Source organism: Oleiphilus sp. HI0043 (assembly GCF_001634935.1).
In genome coordinates this window covers 1-14764 of record NZ_LWEY01001378.1, presented here as the reverse complement: position 1 = coordinate 14764, position 14764 = coordinate 1, and the positions used below count along the sequence as shown (strand labels likewise).

Below are 14764 nucleotides of genomic sequence, written 5' to 3'. Positions count from 1 at the left end.
ACGGTAAACCTTATGGCCCAACTAAACTGGAAATGCAGCTAACACCTGGTAATTACAACATCGAAGTTGCTAAAGAAGGTTATCAGAGCTGGTTATCAAGCGTTGATATACGACGCGGAAGCACCAAAACACTAAAAGCTCAGCTTCAGCAATTTACTAAAGTTGATTACCAAAATGGTATGTGGGCAAACGATATCAAGACAGGCGAAGGAAGCTACATTCAAGAAGGCAGCTTTGAATACAACGGCTCCTTCGTTAATGGCAACTTTCATGGCATCGGCTCTGTCCGATATGCCAACGGAATGAAATACCAGGGAGAGTGGTTTGAAGGCAATATGCAAGGCCGCGGCACCCTCACCACCACAGACGGCGATACCTACATTGGTGAGCTTGATGAAAATGAGTTTAATGGTGAAGGAACCCTAACCAAAGCTACCGGTGACATCTATACAGGTTTCTGGATTGATGGCGTGCTCAATGGGCAAGGCTCTCTTACAACCAAGGGGGGCCTACTATATGTTGGCGGCTTCTCAGACAATTTATTCCACGGTAACGGTTCCCTAACCTACCCGGATGGCGGACACTACGAAGGTTCATTCTCTAACGGTATGTTCCACGGCAAGGGTGTCGAAACCTATGCGAACGGTAAAAAGTATGTCGGACAATTTATTGATGGCCTCTATCACGGTAAGGGAGAGATCCTAAACCCTAATGGAAGTAAGATCACCGGCACATTTAAAGATGGAAAGCCATTTGGCAAGGCAACGCTAACCACAGCAGAAGGCGAAGTGTTTNNTGCNNNNGCGTCGTATATCAACGCTTGATAACCAGCTCTGATAACCTTCTTTAGCAACTTCGATGTTGTAATTACCAGGTGTTAGCTGCATTTCCAGTTTAGTTGGGCCATAAGGTTTACCGTTTACCAATACGGTATCGTCGGTAACGTTTGAGCGCACAATCAAAGTGCCGGTAATGACAGGTTTGGGCTCGGGCTGTTCTGTGTTTTTGTAGGTGATTACTTCGGGCTTCTTCGTTTCAGAGATAATAACTTCTCTTATGGGCGGGGTAGGGGCCGGAGCTTCAACTTCATCTGCGAAAATTGCTTCTTCAGAAAACGCAAGGTCTTCAGTTCTTTTTAGCGAGTCAAGCACTTGTTTGCTCATTTCACTAAGCTCAATATATTCAGCTTCTTTTGTTGTTTCTTGAGGAGCCGGTGTGCCCGCACTTACCGGTACGTCAGGCTCGGATTCGATAGAAGTTTTAGCTTTTACAATGTCTGCTTCATTATTTGCCGGCCCTGTGCCCGCAATGATTAACAGCAAAATCATTAAGAAATTTATAAAAAGAAGAGGTCTAAGATCGACCATTTATATACTACCCTTAAGAAATAGGAGCTGAGTTGCTCCGCCACATTTCCGTTTACTAACGTGTAAAATATGTACTCTGGATTAATCGTTGCTTGAGTATTGAAGGCGCATCGCTTACGTTATGTCTAGAGTGTAGACTCAAATAGAAAAAAATGCTTAGAAATAAGATGTAAATGTAAGATAAGTCACAGAATATTCGATTCTGGGCTAAACTGCTTTCTGCTTGTAAAAGTGCAGTTGAGTGCTCAATAGAGCGTTTGGGTTATTGTCCTAAAAGTATAATCATTCAGTAGTATTAATATAAGGTATTAACGATATATGGCTAACATGCAGCATAAAGATTTCAAACTGATCCGCTCTCAAAGCATTGATGCTTTGCATGTGACAGCCGAAGAGTATGAGCACTTGGGGACGGGTGCCAGGCACCTGCATTTTGCGACCACTAATACCGAAAACGTATTTTTGGTAGGTCTAAAAACAGTTCCGACTGACAACTCTGGCGTCGCACATATTCTTGAGCATACGGCACTGTGTGGTAGCGAGAAATATCCGGTTCGTGACCCCTTCTTTATGATGATCCGCCGATCCTTAAATACTTTTATGAATGCCTTTACCAGTAGTGACTGGACGGCTTACCCTTTTGCAAGTAAAAACAAGAAAGATTTTAATAATCTTCTCGAAGTGTATCTCGATGCAGTTTTCTTCTCTCGACTCGACGAGATGGATTTTCTACAAGAGGGGCATCGACTTGAGTTTGAAAAAGCAGATGATGCCAATAGCGATCTGAGTTACAAGGGTGTTGTTTATAATGAAATGAAGGGAGCGATGAGCTCACCGGTTAGTCAACTATGGCAGACATTAACGCGCCATTTGTATCCGACTACTACCTATCACTTTAATAGTGGTGGAGATCCTGAGCATATCACCGGTTTAAGTTATGATGACTTAAAAGGCTTTTACAAAAAGCACTATCATCCAAGTAATGCTGTGTTTCTGACCTTTGGCGATATTCCAGCTTATGAGCACCATTGTCACTTTCAGGGTTACGCTTTATCCAGATTCTCTAAAGAAGATCACCGAATCAGAATCAACGATGAGCAACGCTATTGTGCACCGATTCGGATTCAGGAAAATTACCCCGTTGAAAAAGATGAGCCGACCGAACATAAGACGCACATTGTTGTCTCATGGTTGTTAGGTTACAGCTTTGATTTGGAACAAAACCTCGAAGCACATCTATTGGCTGATGTGTTGTTTGAGAACAGTGCTGCACCATTGCAGCGAGCATTAGAGGCTTCAAAGCTAGGGCATGCGCCATCACCCTTGTGTGGTTTGGAAGACTCTAACCGAGAAATGGCTTTTGCGTGTGGTTTAGAGGGAAGTGAACCGGGTAAAGAGGAAGAGCTAGAAGCAGAAATCTTCGCTGTGTTAGAGAAAGTTGCCCAAGAAGGTGTTGCTAAAGAACGTTTGGATGCGGTATTGCATCAGCTTGAGTTAAGTCAGCGAGAAATTGCGGGAGACAGTTACCCTTACGGTTTGCAGTTGATACTCGGCGCATTGCCTTCGATGTTGCACGGTGGCGACCCGGTCGCATTGCTAGACCTTGAGCCGGTGATTGAAAAGTTAAGAGAGCGCGTTAAAGACCCTGAATATTTCAAATCTTTGGTGAAAAAGCACTTATTGGATAACTCACACCGAGTCACTTTATCTCTTCGTCCGGATACTTCTTACGATGAGGTCAGAACAGCTCTGCTAACGAAGCAACTAGCTGAAATTAAGCAGAATCTGAACGAGGAAGAGAAGCAAAAGGTCATAGATCAGGCGGAAGCCTTGAAGCAGCGTCAGATCATGAAAGATGATGAATCGATCTTGCCTAAGGTTGGCATTCCAGACGTGCCCCTGCATTTACACTTCCCCAAAGGCGAACCAGCCAAAGTTTCGGATAATATTACTTGTTACCACCAAGGCACAAATGGCTTGGTCTATCAGCAGATTATTATTGATATGCCTGAGCTTAGCGAAGACTTGCAAGCACTCTTGCCGATTTATACTGCCGTGGTTACCGCTCTAGGTGCGGGCGAGAGCAGTTACCTGGAAATGCAGAATAAGCAGTCTGCTTTAACTGGTGGCCTGGGAGCGTACAGCTCCGTTAAGGGCGAAATTGACGACGTTCAAGATATCAAAGGAGTATTGGTATTTTCAGGGAAGGCGCTTAGTCGAAACTACGTCGCTTTGACAGAGATGCTTAAGGAAACGCTCGACAACGTTCGTTTCGATGAGCATGAACGTCTTCGCGAACTGGTGGCTCAGATGCGAGCGCGTCGTGAGCAAGGTGTAACCAGTAGCGGTCATGCCTTGGCGATGGGAGTTGCCTCTAGCAGAATGAGCCCTGGCTCGTACCTCGCTTATCAGCTAGGGGGAATGCAAGGCATTAAAGCCTTGAAGGCTTTAGATGAATCGCTATCAACTGAAAGTGGCGATATCGATAGTAAAGCCTTATCCAGCTTGGCTGAAGGTTTGGAAAGTATTCATAAGGCAGTTTTAGCACAGCCTCGTCAGTTCTTACTGGTCTCGGAGTCGGAAGTCTCTGATGAAATTGCAGGCTTTATTCATCAGTCCTATAAAGACTTTGAACCTGCTGCGAATAGTCATTTTTCTTTAACAGAGAGACGTGAAACCGTAAAAGAAGCTTGGCTAACGTCCACGCAAGTCAACTTCTGTGCCAAGGCTTATCCTACTGTCGCTGTCGGTCATGATGATGCACCAGCCTTGTCTGTATTGGGAGGCTTTTTAAGAAATGGCTATTTACATAGGACGATCAGAGAGCAAGGTGGTGCCTATGGCGGTGGTGCAGGGCAGGACTCAGGTTCGGCATCCTTCAGGTTTTTCTCTTATCGTGATCCTCGTCTAAGTGAAACACTTGATGACTTCGACGCTTCATTAGAATGGCTGCATATCGAGGAGCATGATGGAGAAGAGTTAGAGCAGGCTATTTTGGGAGTTGTATCGCAAATAGATAAACCAAGATCGCCAGCTGGTGAAGCAAAGGGTGATTACCATAACTTGTTGTTTGGTCGAACCCAGGAGCATCGCGAAGCATTTAGGGCGAAAGTTTTGTCGGTCACAATTGATGATCTGCAGCGTGTTGCCAAGACTTACCTGCAGCCAGACTTAGCGAGTGTTGCGGTGATTAGCCAGCAAAGTCAGCGAGATGCGCTTGAAGGACTGGGTTTAGAGATTAAAGAACTCTAAACGCTAAAAGCAGAAAAGTGCTAAACAGGTACTGCTAGCGTTATGGCTAGCAGCGTCGCTCAATACCCGATTGCACCATGATGCGGGTAGCAATTTCTTCAACCGAGTAATGTGTCGTATTCAAAAAGGGAATCCTTTCTCTGCGATACATTAGCTCAACCTCTTCAACTTCATAATTACATTGCTTTGCTGAAGAGTAACGCGAGTTAGCGCGTCGTTCATGGCGAATGGCGGCAAGCCTGTCAGGCTCAATAGTCAGGCCAAAAATCTTGTTTCTATGGGGGCGTAAAGAGGCGGGCAGCTTTTGGTCTTCGATATCTTCTTCGGTAATTGGATAGTTGGCCGCCTTAATGCCGTACTGCATTGCAAGATAGAGACAAGTAGGGGTTTTGCCACTGCGCGATACGCCGGTCAATATCACATCCGCTTGGTCATAGAGTTTGGTGCGAGCACCGTCGTCATTGTCGAGTGCGTAGTTAATAGCCTCTATTCTTTGGTCATAGCGGGTATTTTTAGTAATGCGTGTTCTACCTACCTGATAAGAAGAGCGAACGCCGAGCTCTTGTTCCAGCGGCCCTAGAAAAGCGGCGAAAATATCAATCATCAAGCTATTACTCTTTTTGATGATCTTTCTGATGCCATCATCAACGATGGTGTCGAAAATAATAGCTTTCGCGCCATTTAACTCCGCCGCAGCATTAATTTTCTCGACCGTTTCGAGGGCTTTTTCAATGCTATCAACGTAAGGAAGCGTGACTTTCTCGAATTCATGCTCTTCAAATCGTGTTAATAAACTGACGCCTAACGCTTCTGAGGTGATACCTGTGCCGTCTGAAATGAAAAAAGCAGTACGCTGATTACCCATAAAAAACCTTATTTTGAAGCCGAGGATTGATTCAAATAAGTTAGCATAAAGTGTTACAATTCACACCTGCTCGCGTTAGGTAAAGCGCATAATTATCAGTATTTCGCTAATGTACAGGAGAATAAGCCTTGCAGGACTACATTATTTGGTTTGATGAACTGGGTATGAACGATGTTGATCGAGTGGGGGGAAAGAATGCTTCACTCGGCGAGATGATCAGTCATCTATCTTCTGTAGGGGTAAGGGTGCCGGGCGGTTTTGCTACAACGGCTCAGGCATATTGGGACTTTCTATCAGAGAACGGCTTAAGTGAGCGTATCAATGCAGAGCTTGCTTCACTCGATGTAAAAGACGTTACAGCCTTGGCAGAAAGTGGTGCCAAAATTCGTGGCTGGGTGATGGAGGCTCCGTTTCAAGAGGCTCTCAATAGGGCGCTTGAAGATGCTTTCAAAAAGCTACAAGACGGAAATCAAAACTTGGCCGTTGCAGTTCGTTCTTCCGCCACTGCCGAAGATTTGCCTGAGGCTTCTTTTGCTGGTCAGCAAGAAACCTTCTTGAATGTTACCGGAATCGAACAAGTTAAAGCTCTGGTTAAAGAAGTTTTTGCTTCGCTTTATAACGATAGAGCGATCTCTTATCGTGTTCACCATGAGTTTGAGCATAGTGAAGTCGCATTGTCCGCTGGTATTCAAAAGATGGTGCGCAGTGAGACGGCGAGCTCCGGTGTTATGTTTACCCTCGATACCGAATCCGGCTTTAGAGATGTGGTGTTTATCACTTCCTCATATGGCTTGGGTGAAACTGTCGTGCAGGGTGCAGTGAACCCAGACGAATTTTATGTACATAAGCCCACTTATGAAGCTGGTCGCCCAGCAATTCTCAAGCGTAACTTGGGTAGCAAAGCGATCAAGATGGTCTATAGCCAGGATGATAGTGACTCACTGGTTGAAACCGTCAAGGTTGATATGGCACAGCGCAAACAGTTCTCACTGAGTGATGAAGAGCTCAATGAGCTGACCAAGCAAGCGCTGATTATCGAGAAACACTATGATCGCCCGATGGATATCGAGTGGGCAAAAGATGGTGATGACGGTGAGTTGTATATTGTTCAGGCGCGCCCTGAAACGGTTAAGAGTCGTTCTAGTACTGCTATTCTAGAACGCTACTTAATGAAAGAGACCGGAACCGTTGTCGTAGAAGGGCGCAGTATCGGTCACAAGATCGGTAGTGGCGCAGTGAAAGTCGTTGATGATATTGCTGACATGGATCAGGTTCAGGACGGTGATGTACTCGTTACAGACATGACTGATCCGGATTGGGAGCCGGTAATGAAGCGTGCTTCAGCTATCGTGACAGATCGTGGTGGCCGTACTTGCCATGCTGCGATTATTGCGCGTGAGCTCGGGATTCCTGCTGTTGTTGGTTGTGGTGATGCCAGTGATGTATTGCGCGATGGGCAAGAAGTAACCGTCTCTTGTGCAGAAGGTGATACCGGATTTATCTATGAAGGCTTACTCGACTTTGAGTTGAAAGAAAACTCTGTCGATTCGATGCCTGATATGGATTTGAAAATTATGATGAATGTCGGAAACCCTGATAGGGCTTTCGACTTCAGGGCACTGCCAAATGAAGGTGTTGGTCTGGCTCGTCTAGAGTTTATTATCAACCGAATGATTGGTGTGCACCCTAAGGCCTTGCTGAACTTTGACACCTTGCCGCCTGACCTTAAGCAAACAGTCGAGCAGCGTATCAGTGGATATGCCTCTCCGGTTGATTTCTATATCGATAAGCTGGTTGAAGGTATTTCGACACTGGCTGCGGCGTTCTACCCAAAACGTGTGATTGTTCGTTTGTCAGACTTTAAGTCTAACGAATACGCCAACCTTATCGGTGGCACATTATATGAACCAGACGAAGAAAACCCGATGCTCGGCTTCCGTGGTGCATCGCGCTATATTTCTGAAACCTTCCGTGACTGTTTCTATTTAGAATGTGAAGCGCTTAAGCGTGTACGCGATGTAATGGGCCTGACCAATGTTGAAGTTATGGTGCCTTTTGTCAGAACAGTTGGCGAGGCCAAGCACGTGGTAGAATTACTGGCCGAGAAAGGCCTAAAGCGTGGTGAGAACGACCTGAAAGTCATTATGATGTGTGAGCTGCCTGCAAATGCTATTTTGGCAGATCAGTTCCTGGAGCACTTCGATGGTTTCTCAATTGGTTCCAATGATTTAACTCAGTTAACACTCGGTATCGATAGAGATTCTGGAATCATTGCTCACTTGTTTGATGAACGTAACGAGGCGATTAAAGCACTACTGGAAAATGCTATTAGCGCTTGCAAGCGAGCAAACAAATACGTTGGTATTTGTGGGCAAGGCCCCTCAGACCATCCTGACTTAGCGCGTTGGTTAATGGAGCAGGATATCGATAGTATTTCACTAAATCCCGATTCGGTGCTTGATACCTGGTTCTATCTAGCTGATAACAGCTAAAGTCCTGATCAGAGTATTGTTGTTTATGCTACCAGTGCTTCGAAATGCACTCATACTGATTGGCGGGTTGCTGCTTGTCAGTATGAGGGTGTTTGCAGGTCAAGGCCTTAATGATGAAGGAGCCTCGAATGTGGAGCCTAAGAAAACTCTGCGTTTGGCAGGCCCGCCTTGGGAGCCGTTTCTGTATGAACAGCAGCCGCGCAAAGGATTGGCAACAGAGATTGTAATAGAAGCTTTCGAGCGTGCAGGCTACTCCGTTGAAGTCTCAATTAAGCCTTGGCGAAGAGTATTAGCAGAAGCCGAAAAAGGCATGGTTGATGTATTGATCGGCTTATGGTTTAACGAGCAAAGAGCGAGCAATTTTCTTTATTCCGACCCTTACTATGTTAATCAAATTAGCTTTATTTCTGATCAGAGCGAAGTGATTTCATATCAGAAATTGGATGATCTAAAAGGTTTAAAAATAGGAGTAAGAAAGGGGGCGAGTTTTGGTCATAATTTCGACAATGCTGCAGGGCTGAATAAAACCCCAATGGTAAACGCCTTAAGCATGTTAAAGATGCTGGCACTGGGGCGGATAGATATCGGCATTGGTGATCATTTGATTTTGAGTCGCTTGATGCAGAAAAATAAGATGCTTAACGAACAGCTTAAATTTGTAGAGCCCGCTTATACTGAGCGTGAGCTTCACATGGCGATTGTTAAGTCTTTAGCTGATCATCAGGCAATTGTCTCTGCATTTAATCATCACTTGCGAAAGATGAAGCAGCAGGGAAGAGTTAAAGAAATTATTAAGACCTACAGCCCTTAAACTCTTTACCACTCCCCCGTATTCGTCATTGATACCCAAGGCTCTTCAGGTGCAAGGTTATCGCCCTTTTGTAGAAGTTCGATTGATATGCCATCGGGTGAACGAATAAAGGCCATGTAGCCGTCTCTCGGAGGCCGGTTGATCGTTAATCCTTGTGACTGTAGTTTTTCACATAGCTCATAGATATTGTCGACAGAAAAAGCCAGGTGCCCGAAATTCCTACCGCCGGTGTAGTCTTCAGTGTCCCAATTGTATGTTAGTTCCAGGCAAGGGGCTTTGATAATTCTCGCTTCATCAGCATCGTCCGGTGCCGCAAGAAATACTAGTGTGAATCGGCCTTTCTCGCTGTCTTTGCGACTAATCTCAACGAGCCCTAGTTTATTGCAATAGAAGTCCAGAGAGGCTTCTAGGTCCTTGACACGAACCATAGTATGTAGGTATTTCATTTTTTAACTCCCGGCCTTTAAGTATCTGGTCTTAATCAAGTAAATCTGCAACATGCTCAGGGATCTCACGTGGTTCGCGGAAAATATCACTGACATGCACACCGTAAGTGCCCCGTTTTCGGTCTTCGAAAAACGTCTTCAAACTGCGTTTAACTGTTGGGAAAGCGATTTCATCCCAGGGGATATCTTGTTCGTCGAAGAGTTTTACTTCTAGGCTTTCTTGACCTGCAGCGTAGCTCTCCTGTTTTAGTTCAGCGAGAAAAAAGATATGTACCTGATCAATCTGCGGGACGCTGATCATAGTAAATAAGCCTTTTAGGTTTACCTTCGCTTCTGCTTCTTCCCAGGTCTCACGCATAGCGGCTTCTTCTGTCGTTTCCTGGTTTTCCATAAAACCCGCTGGCAGAGTCCAATAGCCTAAACGGGGTTCGATGGCGCGCTTGCATAATAATACCTTATCGCCCCAAGTGGGAATGGTGCCGGCAACAATATTCGGGTTCTGGTAATGGATATGTTCACAGCCTAAGCAGACGTAACGCTGTCGGTTATCATCTTCAGGAATCTTTTTCTCAACATCGTCGCCACAATGACTGCAGAATTTCATAGGTTTCTCACCAGTGATTTTTATTGAGGGGGCAGTATGCTAAAGTTTGGCTTAGTAAACAACTTGAGATCTTTATCTGAGTGAGCTTTTTTACTAGATCTGTCAACGAGCTCCTTATTCGCCACTTAAGTTTTGGAACCTCTAATCCCCAATGCAAATAATTAATTTACTGAGAGCGCGAATCGAGCAGCATCAGCCAAAAAATATTGTCGAAGAGTTACCCGAGGCAGGTATTCTAGTTCCCTTAACCCGCGAACCAGAGCCTCAGATTATTTTCACGCGCCGGGCGCAACATATGAATACACATAAAGGGCAGGTAGCCTTTCCGGGGGGGAAGTATGATGAGGAAGATACAACACTTGTTAATACTGCACTTCGAGAGTGTCATGAAGAGATTGGCGTCCACCCTGAACAAGTTGAGCTGCTAGGGCCTTTGAGTCAGGTGATATCCCTGCACGGTATTCGTGTTTCGCCTTTTGTCGGCCTGGTGGAGCCAGAGATAGAATTAAAGCCAAATCTAGATGAACTAGACAGTATTTTCAAAGTGCCGGTGAGTTTCTTTTTAAATGAAGAACCCGTGCGTCGTGATAGAATGACCTACAAAGGTCTGGCATTCTCTGTGCCAAGCTATGATTACCACCATCAGGGCGAGCGTTATGAAATTTGGGGCTTGTCTGCCGTGGTGCTTGTTGAACTGATGAATATTGCATTTGATGCGAACATAACAATTTTTGACGGTGAAGGTAAATGATCTACTCCTTGGGAAGCAAAAAACCAAAATTTATTGGTGACGCAGCGTTTGTTGCGCCAAACGCATCATTAATTGGCGATATCGAAGTCCATGAGGGTGCTAGCATCTGGTTTAATGTGGTGATTCGTGCGGATAACGATAAAGTTATCATTGGTGAAAATAGCAATATTCAAGACGGTTCTGTTCTTCATATTGACCCGGGCTTTCCCTTACAAATAGAGAAAAATGTGACGATTGGCCACAAGGTCATGTTGCACGGTTGCCATATCGGAGAGAATTCCTTGATTGGTATTAATGCCGTTGTACTGAATGGCGCGAAAATTGGTAAGAATTGTTTGATTGGCGCGAACGCCTTGATACCTGAAAATATGGTCGTGCCGGATGGCTCGATGGTGCTGGGTAGTCCTGGCAAGGTGAAACGTGCTTTAAGTGAGCAGGAGATTCAAATGCTCAGTCTAAGTGCAGCGCACTATGTTCAAAACGGTCAGCGCTATGAATCAGGGTTGATTCTGGAGGACTAAGTGTTTGCCTGTTAAGATCGACGTTTCACATTTTATGTTTTTATTAGAAAGTAGTTGCCGAATAGTCGTTAGCGAAGAGTAGTTGTATGCCAGAAGAAATGAATGAAGTCCCGTCTCCATGTGTCAGTATTTGTGCACTTGATGTAAATGATGTCTGTGTGGGTTGTCACCGCACGGGTGACGAAATATCCCGCTGGTGGGGCATGGACAATACTGAAAAGAAAAAAATACTAGAGCTCGCTAAAGAGCGCGAACAGAAATCCTATATCTAGATTTATCCTAACAACTGACAACAGGTTTATCAAAATGACTAGCATTGGCACGCCCTTATCGCCTACGGCAACAAAGGTATTATTTTGCGGCTCTGGTGAGCTGGGCAAAGAAGTGGTTATCGAATTACAGCGCTTTGGTGTCGAAGTGATTGCTGTGGACAGGTATGCCAATGCACCGGCGATGCAAGTCGCACATCGCAGTTACGTGATCGATATGCTTGACCCAAAAGCGCTTAGAGAGGTGGTCGAGAAAGAGCAACCACACTTAATTGTGCCAGAAATCGAAGCCATTGCGACCGCTGAATTGGTGGCGCTAGAGAAAGAAGGCTACCAGGTTATTCCCTCTGCACGTGCAGTTAATCTCACCATGAATCGCGAAGGTATTCGGCGCTTGGCGGCAGAGGATTTGAGCATAAAAACCTCTCCCTATCAGTTTGCCAGCGATTATGAGGCTTATCGACAAGCGCTTCAGGAGATTGGTTTGCCGTGTGTGGTGAAACCGATTATGAGCTCCTCTGGCAAAGGCCAGAGCACTGTGAAGACTGAGGATGGTATTGATGCCGCTTGGGCATATTCACAAGAAGGTGGCCGTACAGGGGCAGGCACCATCATTATCGAAGGCTTTGTCGACTTTGATTATGAGATAACCTTATTAACTGTTCGCCACGCTGGTCAGACAAGTTTCTGTGCGCCGATTGGCCATGTCCAAAAGAATGGTGATTATCAACAGTCATGGCAGCCTCAAGCAATGAGCGAAAAGGCCTTGGCAGCGGCTCAGGATATCGCTCATAAAGTGACTGAAAACCTGGGTGGCAATGGTATCTTTGGCGTTGAGTTATTCGTAAAAGGCGATGAAGTCTTGTTTAGTGAAGTCTCACCTAGGCCACACGATACAGGCTTAGTGACCTTAGTATCGCAAGATCTTTCTGAGTTTGCTTTGCATGCGCGGGCTATTCTTGGATTGCCTATTCCCCAGATTAAACAGCTTGGTCCGGCAGCGTCCTCGGTCATTTTGGTTGAGGGGGAGTCCAAACAACTTTGCTTTGGTAACCTTGAAGAATGTTTGTCTGATACTGATGTGCACTTGCGCTTGTTCGGCAAGCCCGAAGTAAAGGGGCAACGCCGTATGGGGGTTGCACTGGCCTTGGATGAAACAATTGAGGCGGCAACGCAGAAGGCGATCAAGGCATCTTCAGCGGTGGCATTAAAGTTCTAGCGTTATTAGTGTGAAGTATAATGGCTGAAACGCAAAAAGTAATCGATAAAGGCTTTCCTCCGGTGCTTGGAGAAGAGCCAACAGTTCTAATATTAGGCACGATGCCCAGTGTTAAATCCCTGCAAGAGCAGCAATACTACGGACATCCTCGCAATGCCTTCTGGTGGATATTGGCGCAACTATGCAGTTTTGACCTGGCCTTGCCTTATGTGCAACGCCTGGAAGAGGCTAAACGCTGCGGTATCGCGATTTGGGATGTCGCTCATTCATGCTACCGCCCAGGAAGTCTGGATTCGAATATCGACCAGTCCACTATGAAGGCGAATGATATTCAAGGCATGCTTGAACAGAACCCGAGTATTAAGCTGATTGCGTTTAACGGTCAGGCTGCAGCCAAGTTGTACAAGAAGTTTATCGGCGTTTCAGTTACTCCTGATACAACCCTGAACTTACCTTCGACCAGTCCTGCCAATGCAGCCATGTCGAAAGAGGATAAGCTAGCGTCTTGGTGTGCTATGAAAGAATTTTTAAATTTAGATGAAGATATCAGTGAGTAATGTTTGTGAGTGAGATAAACCAGGACTTAAGTGAAATATATAGCTTTCTTGGCTGTGAAACCCCTGACCTTTGGGTCGAAAATGCCCTGGCTAATCAGGATATCATGCTGCTGGATCACGCTCACTGTGAGAAGAAAGCAGCAATGACAGCGCTTAACCTGATTCACCGTTATCCGGGTAATCCAGACTTGCTGATGAAGATGTCTCGCTTGGCTCGTGAAGAGCTCAGGCATTTCGAACAGGTAATGAAATTTATCAAAAAACGTAAACTGGCATACGGTCACATGACGGCATCACGCTATGCAGCAAGGCTTAGAGATTCTGTCCGAAAACAAGATCCTGACCGTGTGATTGATCTACTGATCATTGGCGCATTTATTGAAGCGCGCTCCTGCGAGCGCTTTGCCAAGACAGCGCCCTTGCTAGACGATGAGTTAAAGGACTTTTATATTTCTTTGCTCAAGTCGGAGTCTCGTCACTATCAAGACTATCTAAAACTTGCTTCGGGTTATTGCAAAGAAGGGCTCGACGAGAGAGTCGCTTTTTTCAGAGAGAAAGAGCAGGAATTAATCGAGCAGCCAGATGAAGAATTTCGTTTTCATAGCGGGCCAGTGACTGCTTAGGTTTAGTTGGCTGGCGTTGCTATATGCAGCTGTACAAAGCATCAATTAAGGCTTTGGCGCAGGGCCCTGTTTCATTAATCGGGTGTACTCGATTGCCACAATAGCCAAAGCTGATTTTTGCATCTGGGTCAGCAAAAGCAATAGCGCCGCCTAAACCGGGGTGGCCGAAGCTTCTAGGGTTGTCACCTGTTTTAAAATACGGGTTGTTCAACATAAAGCCCGTTCCATAGCGAAAGTGGCGGTGGGTCATGACTTCAACACCATCCCACTGCTCTTTTATCGCGTCTTCCAAGGCCGCTTTGCTGATAAGTCGATGGTCTCGATTGAGTTCATCGATAGTTCCTTCCATTGACAATAGGCTATAAATCTTTGCGATATTTCTAGCGTTACTATGGCCATTGCCAGACCCGAACTCGTGGGTTCGGAAATCAGGGTCCTCAAACATACGCTGAGGGTCCGGGATTGGTTTCCAAGCTCTAGCAAGTAAAGAGTTTGGGTCGTTGACTTGTTGTAAGGTAGGAACACCATTAGATATGACGATATCGGCGCAACGAGTAATCTGGCTTTCATTCATGCCTAGGTAGAATTCAATATTGTTTGGCCCAAATATTTCTTCTTGCAAATATTGCCCTAAGGTTTGACCGGTACACTTACTGATCAAAGCCTGGCACAGAGGGCCATGAGTAAAAGAGTGGTAGCAGGGAGTAGAGCCTGCGGGCCAAAGTGGTGCTTGAACTTCTAATGCTTGCTCGACAACCCCTTTTTGATAGAGGGAACCGGCAGGCGCTGCATCGGCAACAGGAACGCCTGCGAGTTGAGCCAAAACGCAGCGTACTGTGATTTTGTCTTTTCCCGCCTGAGCAAACTCTGTCCAATACGTGCAGACAGGCTGGTCGAGATCGATGATTCCTCTGTCCGCAAGTGAGAGTACAGCGAGGGAAGCGATAGCTTTGGTAACGGACATAACGCAGCAAAGAGTATCCTCCT

At 45.7% G+C, this 14764-nt stretch carries 15 protein-coding genes; 10 read left to right on the top strand and 5 right to left on the bottom strand.

Features of this window, described 5'->3' with window-relative positions:
* A partial coding sequence (locus A3729_RS18780) for a PEGA domain-containing protein (RefSeq protein ID WP_156498018.1) occupies positions 1 to 824 on the top strand: 824 nt, incomplete at its 5' end.
* On the opposite strand, the gene A3729_RS18775 is transcribed toward A3729_RS18780, so the two are convergent.
* Positions 768 to 1328 (bottom strand): PEGA domain-containing protein, encoded by a 561-nt coding sequence (locus tag A3729_RS18775; protein WP_197475921.1) that lies wholly within the window; start codon positions 1326 to 1328, stop codon positions 768 to 770. The two genes, A3729_RS18780 and A3729_RS18775, sit on opposite strands and share 57 nt — an antisense overlap.
* A 357-nt stretch (positions 1329 to 1685) precedes the next feature.
* Between A3729_RS18775 and A3729_RS18770 the strand changes: the two genes are divergently transcribed.
* A complete protein-coding gene (locus A3729_RS18770) occupies positions 1686 to 4619 on the top strand; it encodes an insulinase family protein (RefSeq protein ID WP_068512488.1) in 2934 nt (977 codons plus the stop codon).
* A gap of 46 nt (positions 4620 to 4665) precedes the next feature.
* Here the strand turns inward: A3729_RS18770 and A3729_RS18765 are convergent, their stop codons facing one another.
* Positions 4666 to 5484: a pyruvate, water dikinase regulatory protein gene (locus A3729_RS18765; protein ID WP_068507784.1), complete on the bottom strand. Its 819-nt coding sequence runs from the start codon at positions 5482 to 5484 to the stop codon at positions 4666 to 4668.
* Positions 5485 to 5648: 164 nt separating this feature from the next.
* On the opposite strand from A3729_RS18765, the gene ppsA reads away from it, so the two are divergent.
* Positions 5649 to 7976, top strand: a complete 2328-nt coding sequence (gene ppsA / locus A3729_RS18760) for a phosphoenolpyruvate synthase (RefSeq protein WP_369808144.1) — start codon at positions 5649 to 5651, stop codon at positions 7974 to 7976.
* Positions 7977 to 8001: 25 nt separating this feature from the next.
* Positions 8002 to 8787 (top strand): ABC transporter substrate-binding protein, encoded by a 786-nt coding sequence (locus A3729_RS18755; protein WP_068512492.1) that lies wholly within the window; start codon positions 8002 to 8004, stop codon positions 8785 to 8787.
* Positions 8788 to 8792: 5 nt separating this feature from the next.
* Here A3729_RS18755 and gloA read toward each other — a convergent pair whose 3' ends face one another.
* Both gloA and A3729_RS18745 read right to left on the bottom strand, forming a co-directional pair.
* Entirely contained in the window at positions 8793 to 9233 is a 441-nt protein-coding gene (gene gloA, locus A3729_RS18750; protein ID WP_068514816.1) for a lactoylglutathione lyase, read from the bottom strand.
* A gap of 31 nt (positions 9234 to 9264) precedes the next feature.
* On the bottom strand, positions 9265 to 9837 hold the full coding sequence (locus A3729_RS18745; protein ID WP_068512534.1) for an NUDIX hydrolase: 573 nt from the start codon (positions 9835 to 9837) through the stop codon (positions 9265 to 9267).
* A gap of 151 nt (positions 9838 to 9988) precedes the next feature.
* On the opposite strand from A3729_RS18745, the gene A3729_RS18740 reads away from it, so the two are divergent.
* The 6 genes from A3729_RS18740 to A3729_RS18715 all read left to right on the top strand — a co-directional run bounded on the left by A3729_RS18740 (position 9989) and on the right by A3729_RS18715 (position 13777).
* Entirely contained in the window at positions 9989 to 10588 is a 600-nt protein-coding gene (locus A3729_RS18740) for a CoA pyrophosphatase (protein WP_231872054.1), read from the top strand.
* On the top strand, positions 10585 to 11109 hold the full coding sequence (locus A3729_RS18735; protein ID WP_068514819.1) for a gamma carbonic anhydrase family protein: 525 nt from the start codon (positions 10585 to 10587) through the stop codon (positions 11107 to 11109). Before A3729_RS18740 ends, A3729_RS18735 begins: the two co-directional genes overlap by 4 nt.
* 86 nt (positions 11110 to 11195) lie before the next feature.
* Positions 11196 to 11381, top strand: coding sequence for a DUF1289 domain-containing protein (locus A3729_RS18730; protein ID WP_197470208.1), 186 nt, complete (start codon positions 11196 to 11198; stop codon positions 11379 to 11381).
* A 34-nt stretch (positions 11382 to 11415) separates the two neighbouring features.
* A complete protein-coding gene (gene purT, locus A3729_RS18725) occupies positions 11416 to 12597 on the top strand; it encodes a formate-dependent phosphoribosylglycinamide formyltransferase (RefSeq protein WP_068514822.1) in 1182 nt (393 codons plus the stop codon).
* A gap of 20 nt (positions 12598 to 12617) precedes the next feature.
* Complete coding sequence (locus tag A3729_RS18720; RefSeq protein ID WP_068514824.1) at positions 12618 to 13154, top strand: DNA-deoxyinosine glycosylase; 537 nt, start codon at positions 12618 to 12620, stop codon at positions 13152 to 13154.
* 5 nt (positions 13155 to 13159) lie between these two features.
* The gene (locus tag A3729_RS18715; protein ID WP_231872160.1) at positions 13160 to 13777 is read left to right on the top strand and encodes a tRNA-(ms[2]io[6]A)-hydroxylase; all 618 of its coding nucleotides are present in this window, start codon (positions 13160 to 13162) and stop codon (positions 13775 to 13777) included.
* A 19-nt stretch (positions 13778 to 13796) separates the two neighbouring features.
* Here A3729_RS18715 and A3729_RS18710 read toward each other — a convergent pair.
* Positions 13797 to 14764, bottom strand: a 968-nt coding sequence (locus A3729_RS18710) for a serine hydrolase domain-containing protein (protein WP_068634178.1), incomplete at its 5' end; no start/stop codon positions are given.

Bases quoted from the DNA above. Each gene is read 5' to 3' on its own strand.
- A3729_RS18770 (WP_068512488.1), top strand. From the start codon at position 1,686: ATGGCTAACATGCAGCATAAAGATTTCAAACTGATCCGCTCTCAAAGC.
- A3729_RS18765 (WP_068507784.1), bottom strand. From the start codon at position 5,484: ATGGGTAATCAGCGTACTGCTTTTTTCATTTCAGACGGCACAGGTATC.
- ppsA (WP_369808144.1), top strand. From the start codon at position 5,649: ATGAACGATGTTGATCGAGTGGGGGGAAAGAATGCTTCACTCGGCGAG.
- A3729_RS18755 (WP_068512492.1), top strand. From the start codon at position 8,002: ATGCTACCAGTGCTTCGAAATGCACTCATACTGATTGGCGGGTTGCTG.
- gloA (WP_068514816.1), bottom strand. From the start codon at position 9,233: ATGAAATACCTACATACTATGGTTCGTGTCAAGGACCTAGAAGCCTCT.
- A3729_RS18745 (WP_068512534.1), bottom strand. From the start codon at position 9,837: ATGAAATTCTGCAGTCATTGTGGCGACGATGTTGAGAAAAAGATTCCT.
- A3729_RS18740 (WP_231872054.1), top strand. From the start codon at position 9,989: ATGCAAATAATTAATTTACTGAGAGCGCGAATCGAGCAGCATCAGCCA.
- A3729_RS18735 (WP_068514819.1), top strand. From the start codon at position 10,585: ATGATCTACTCCTTGGGAAGCAAAAAACCAAAATTTATTGGTGACGCA.
- A3729_RS18730 (WP_197470208.1), top strand. From the start codon at position 11,196: ATGCCAGAAGAAATGAATGAAGTCCCGTCTCCATGTGTCAGTATTTGT.
- purT (WP_068514822.1), top strand. From the start codon at position 11,416: ATGACTAGCATTGGCACGCCCTTATCGCCTACGGCAACAAAGGTATTA.
- A3729_RS18720 (WP_068514824.1), top strand. From the start codon at position 12,618: ATGGCTGAAACGCAAAAAGTAATCGATAAAGGCTTTCCTCCGGTGCTT.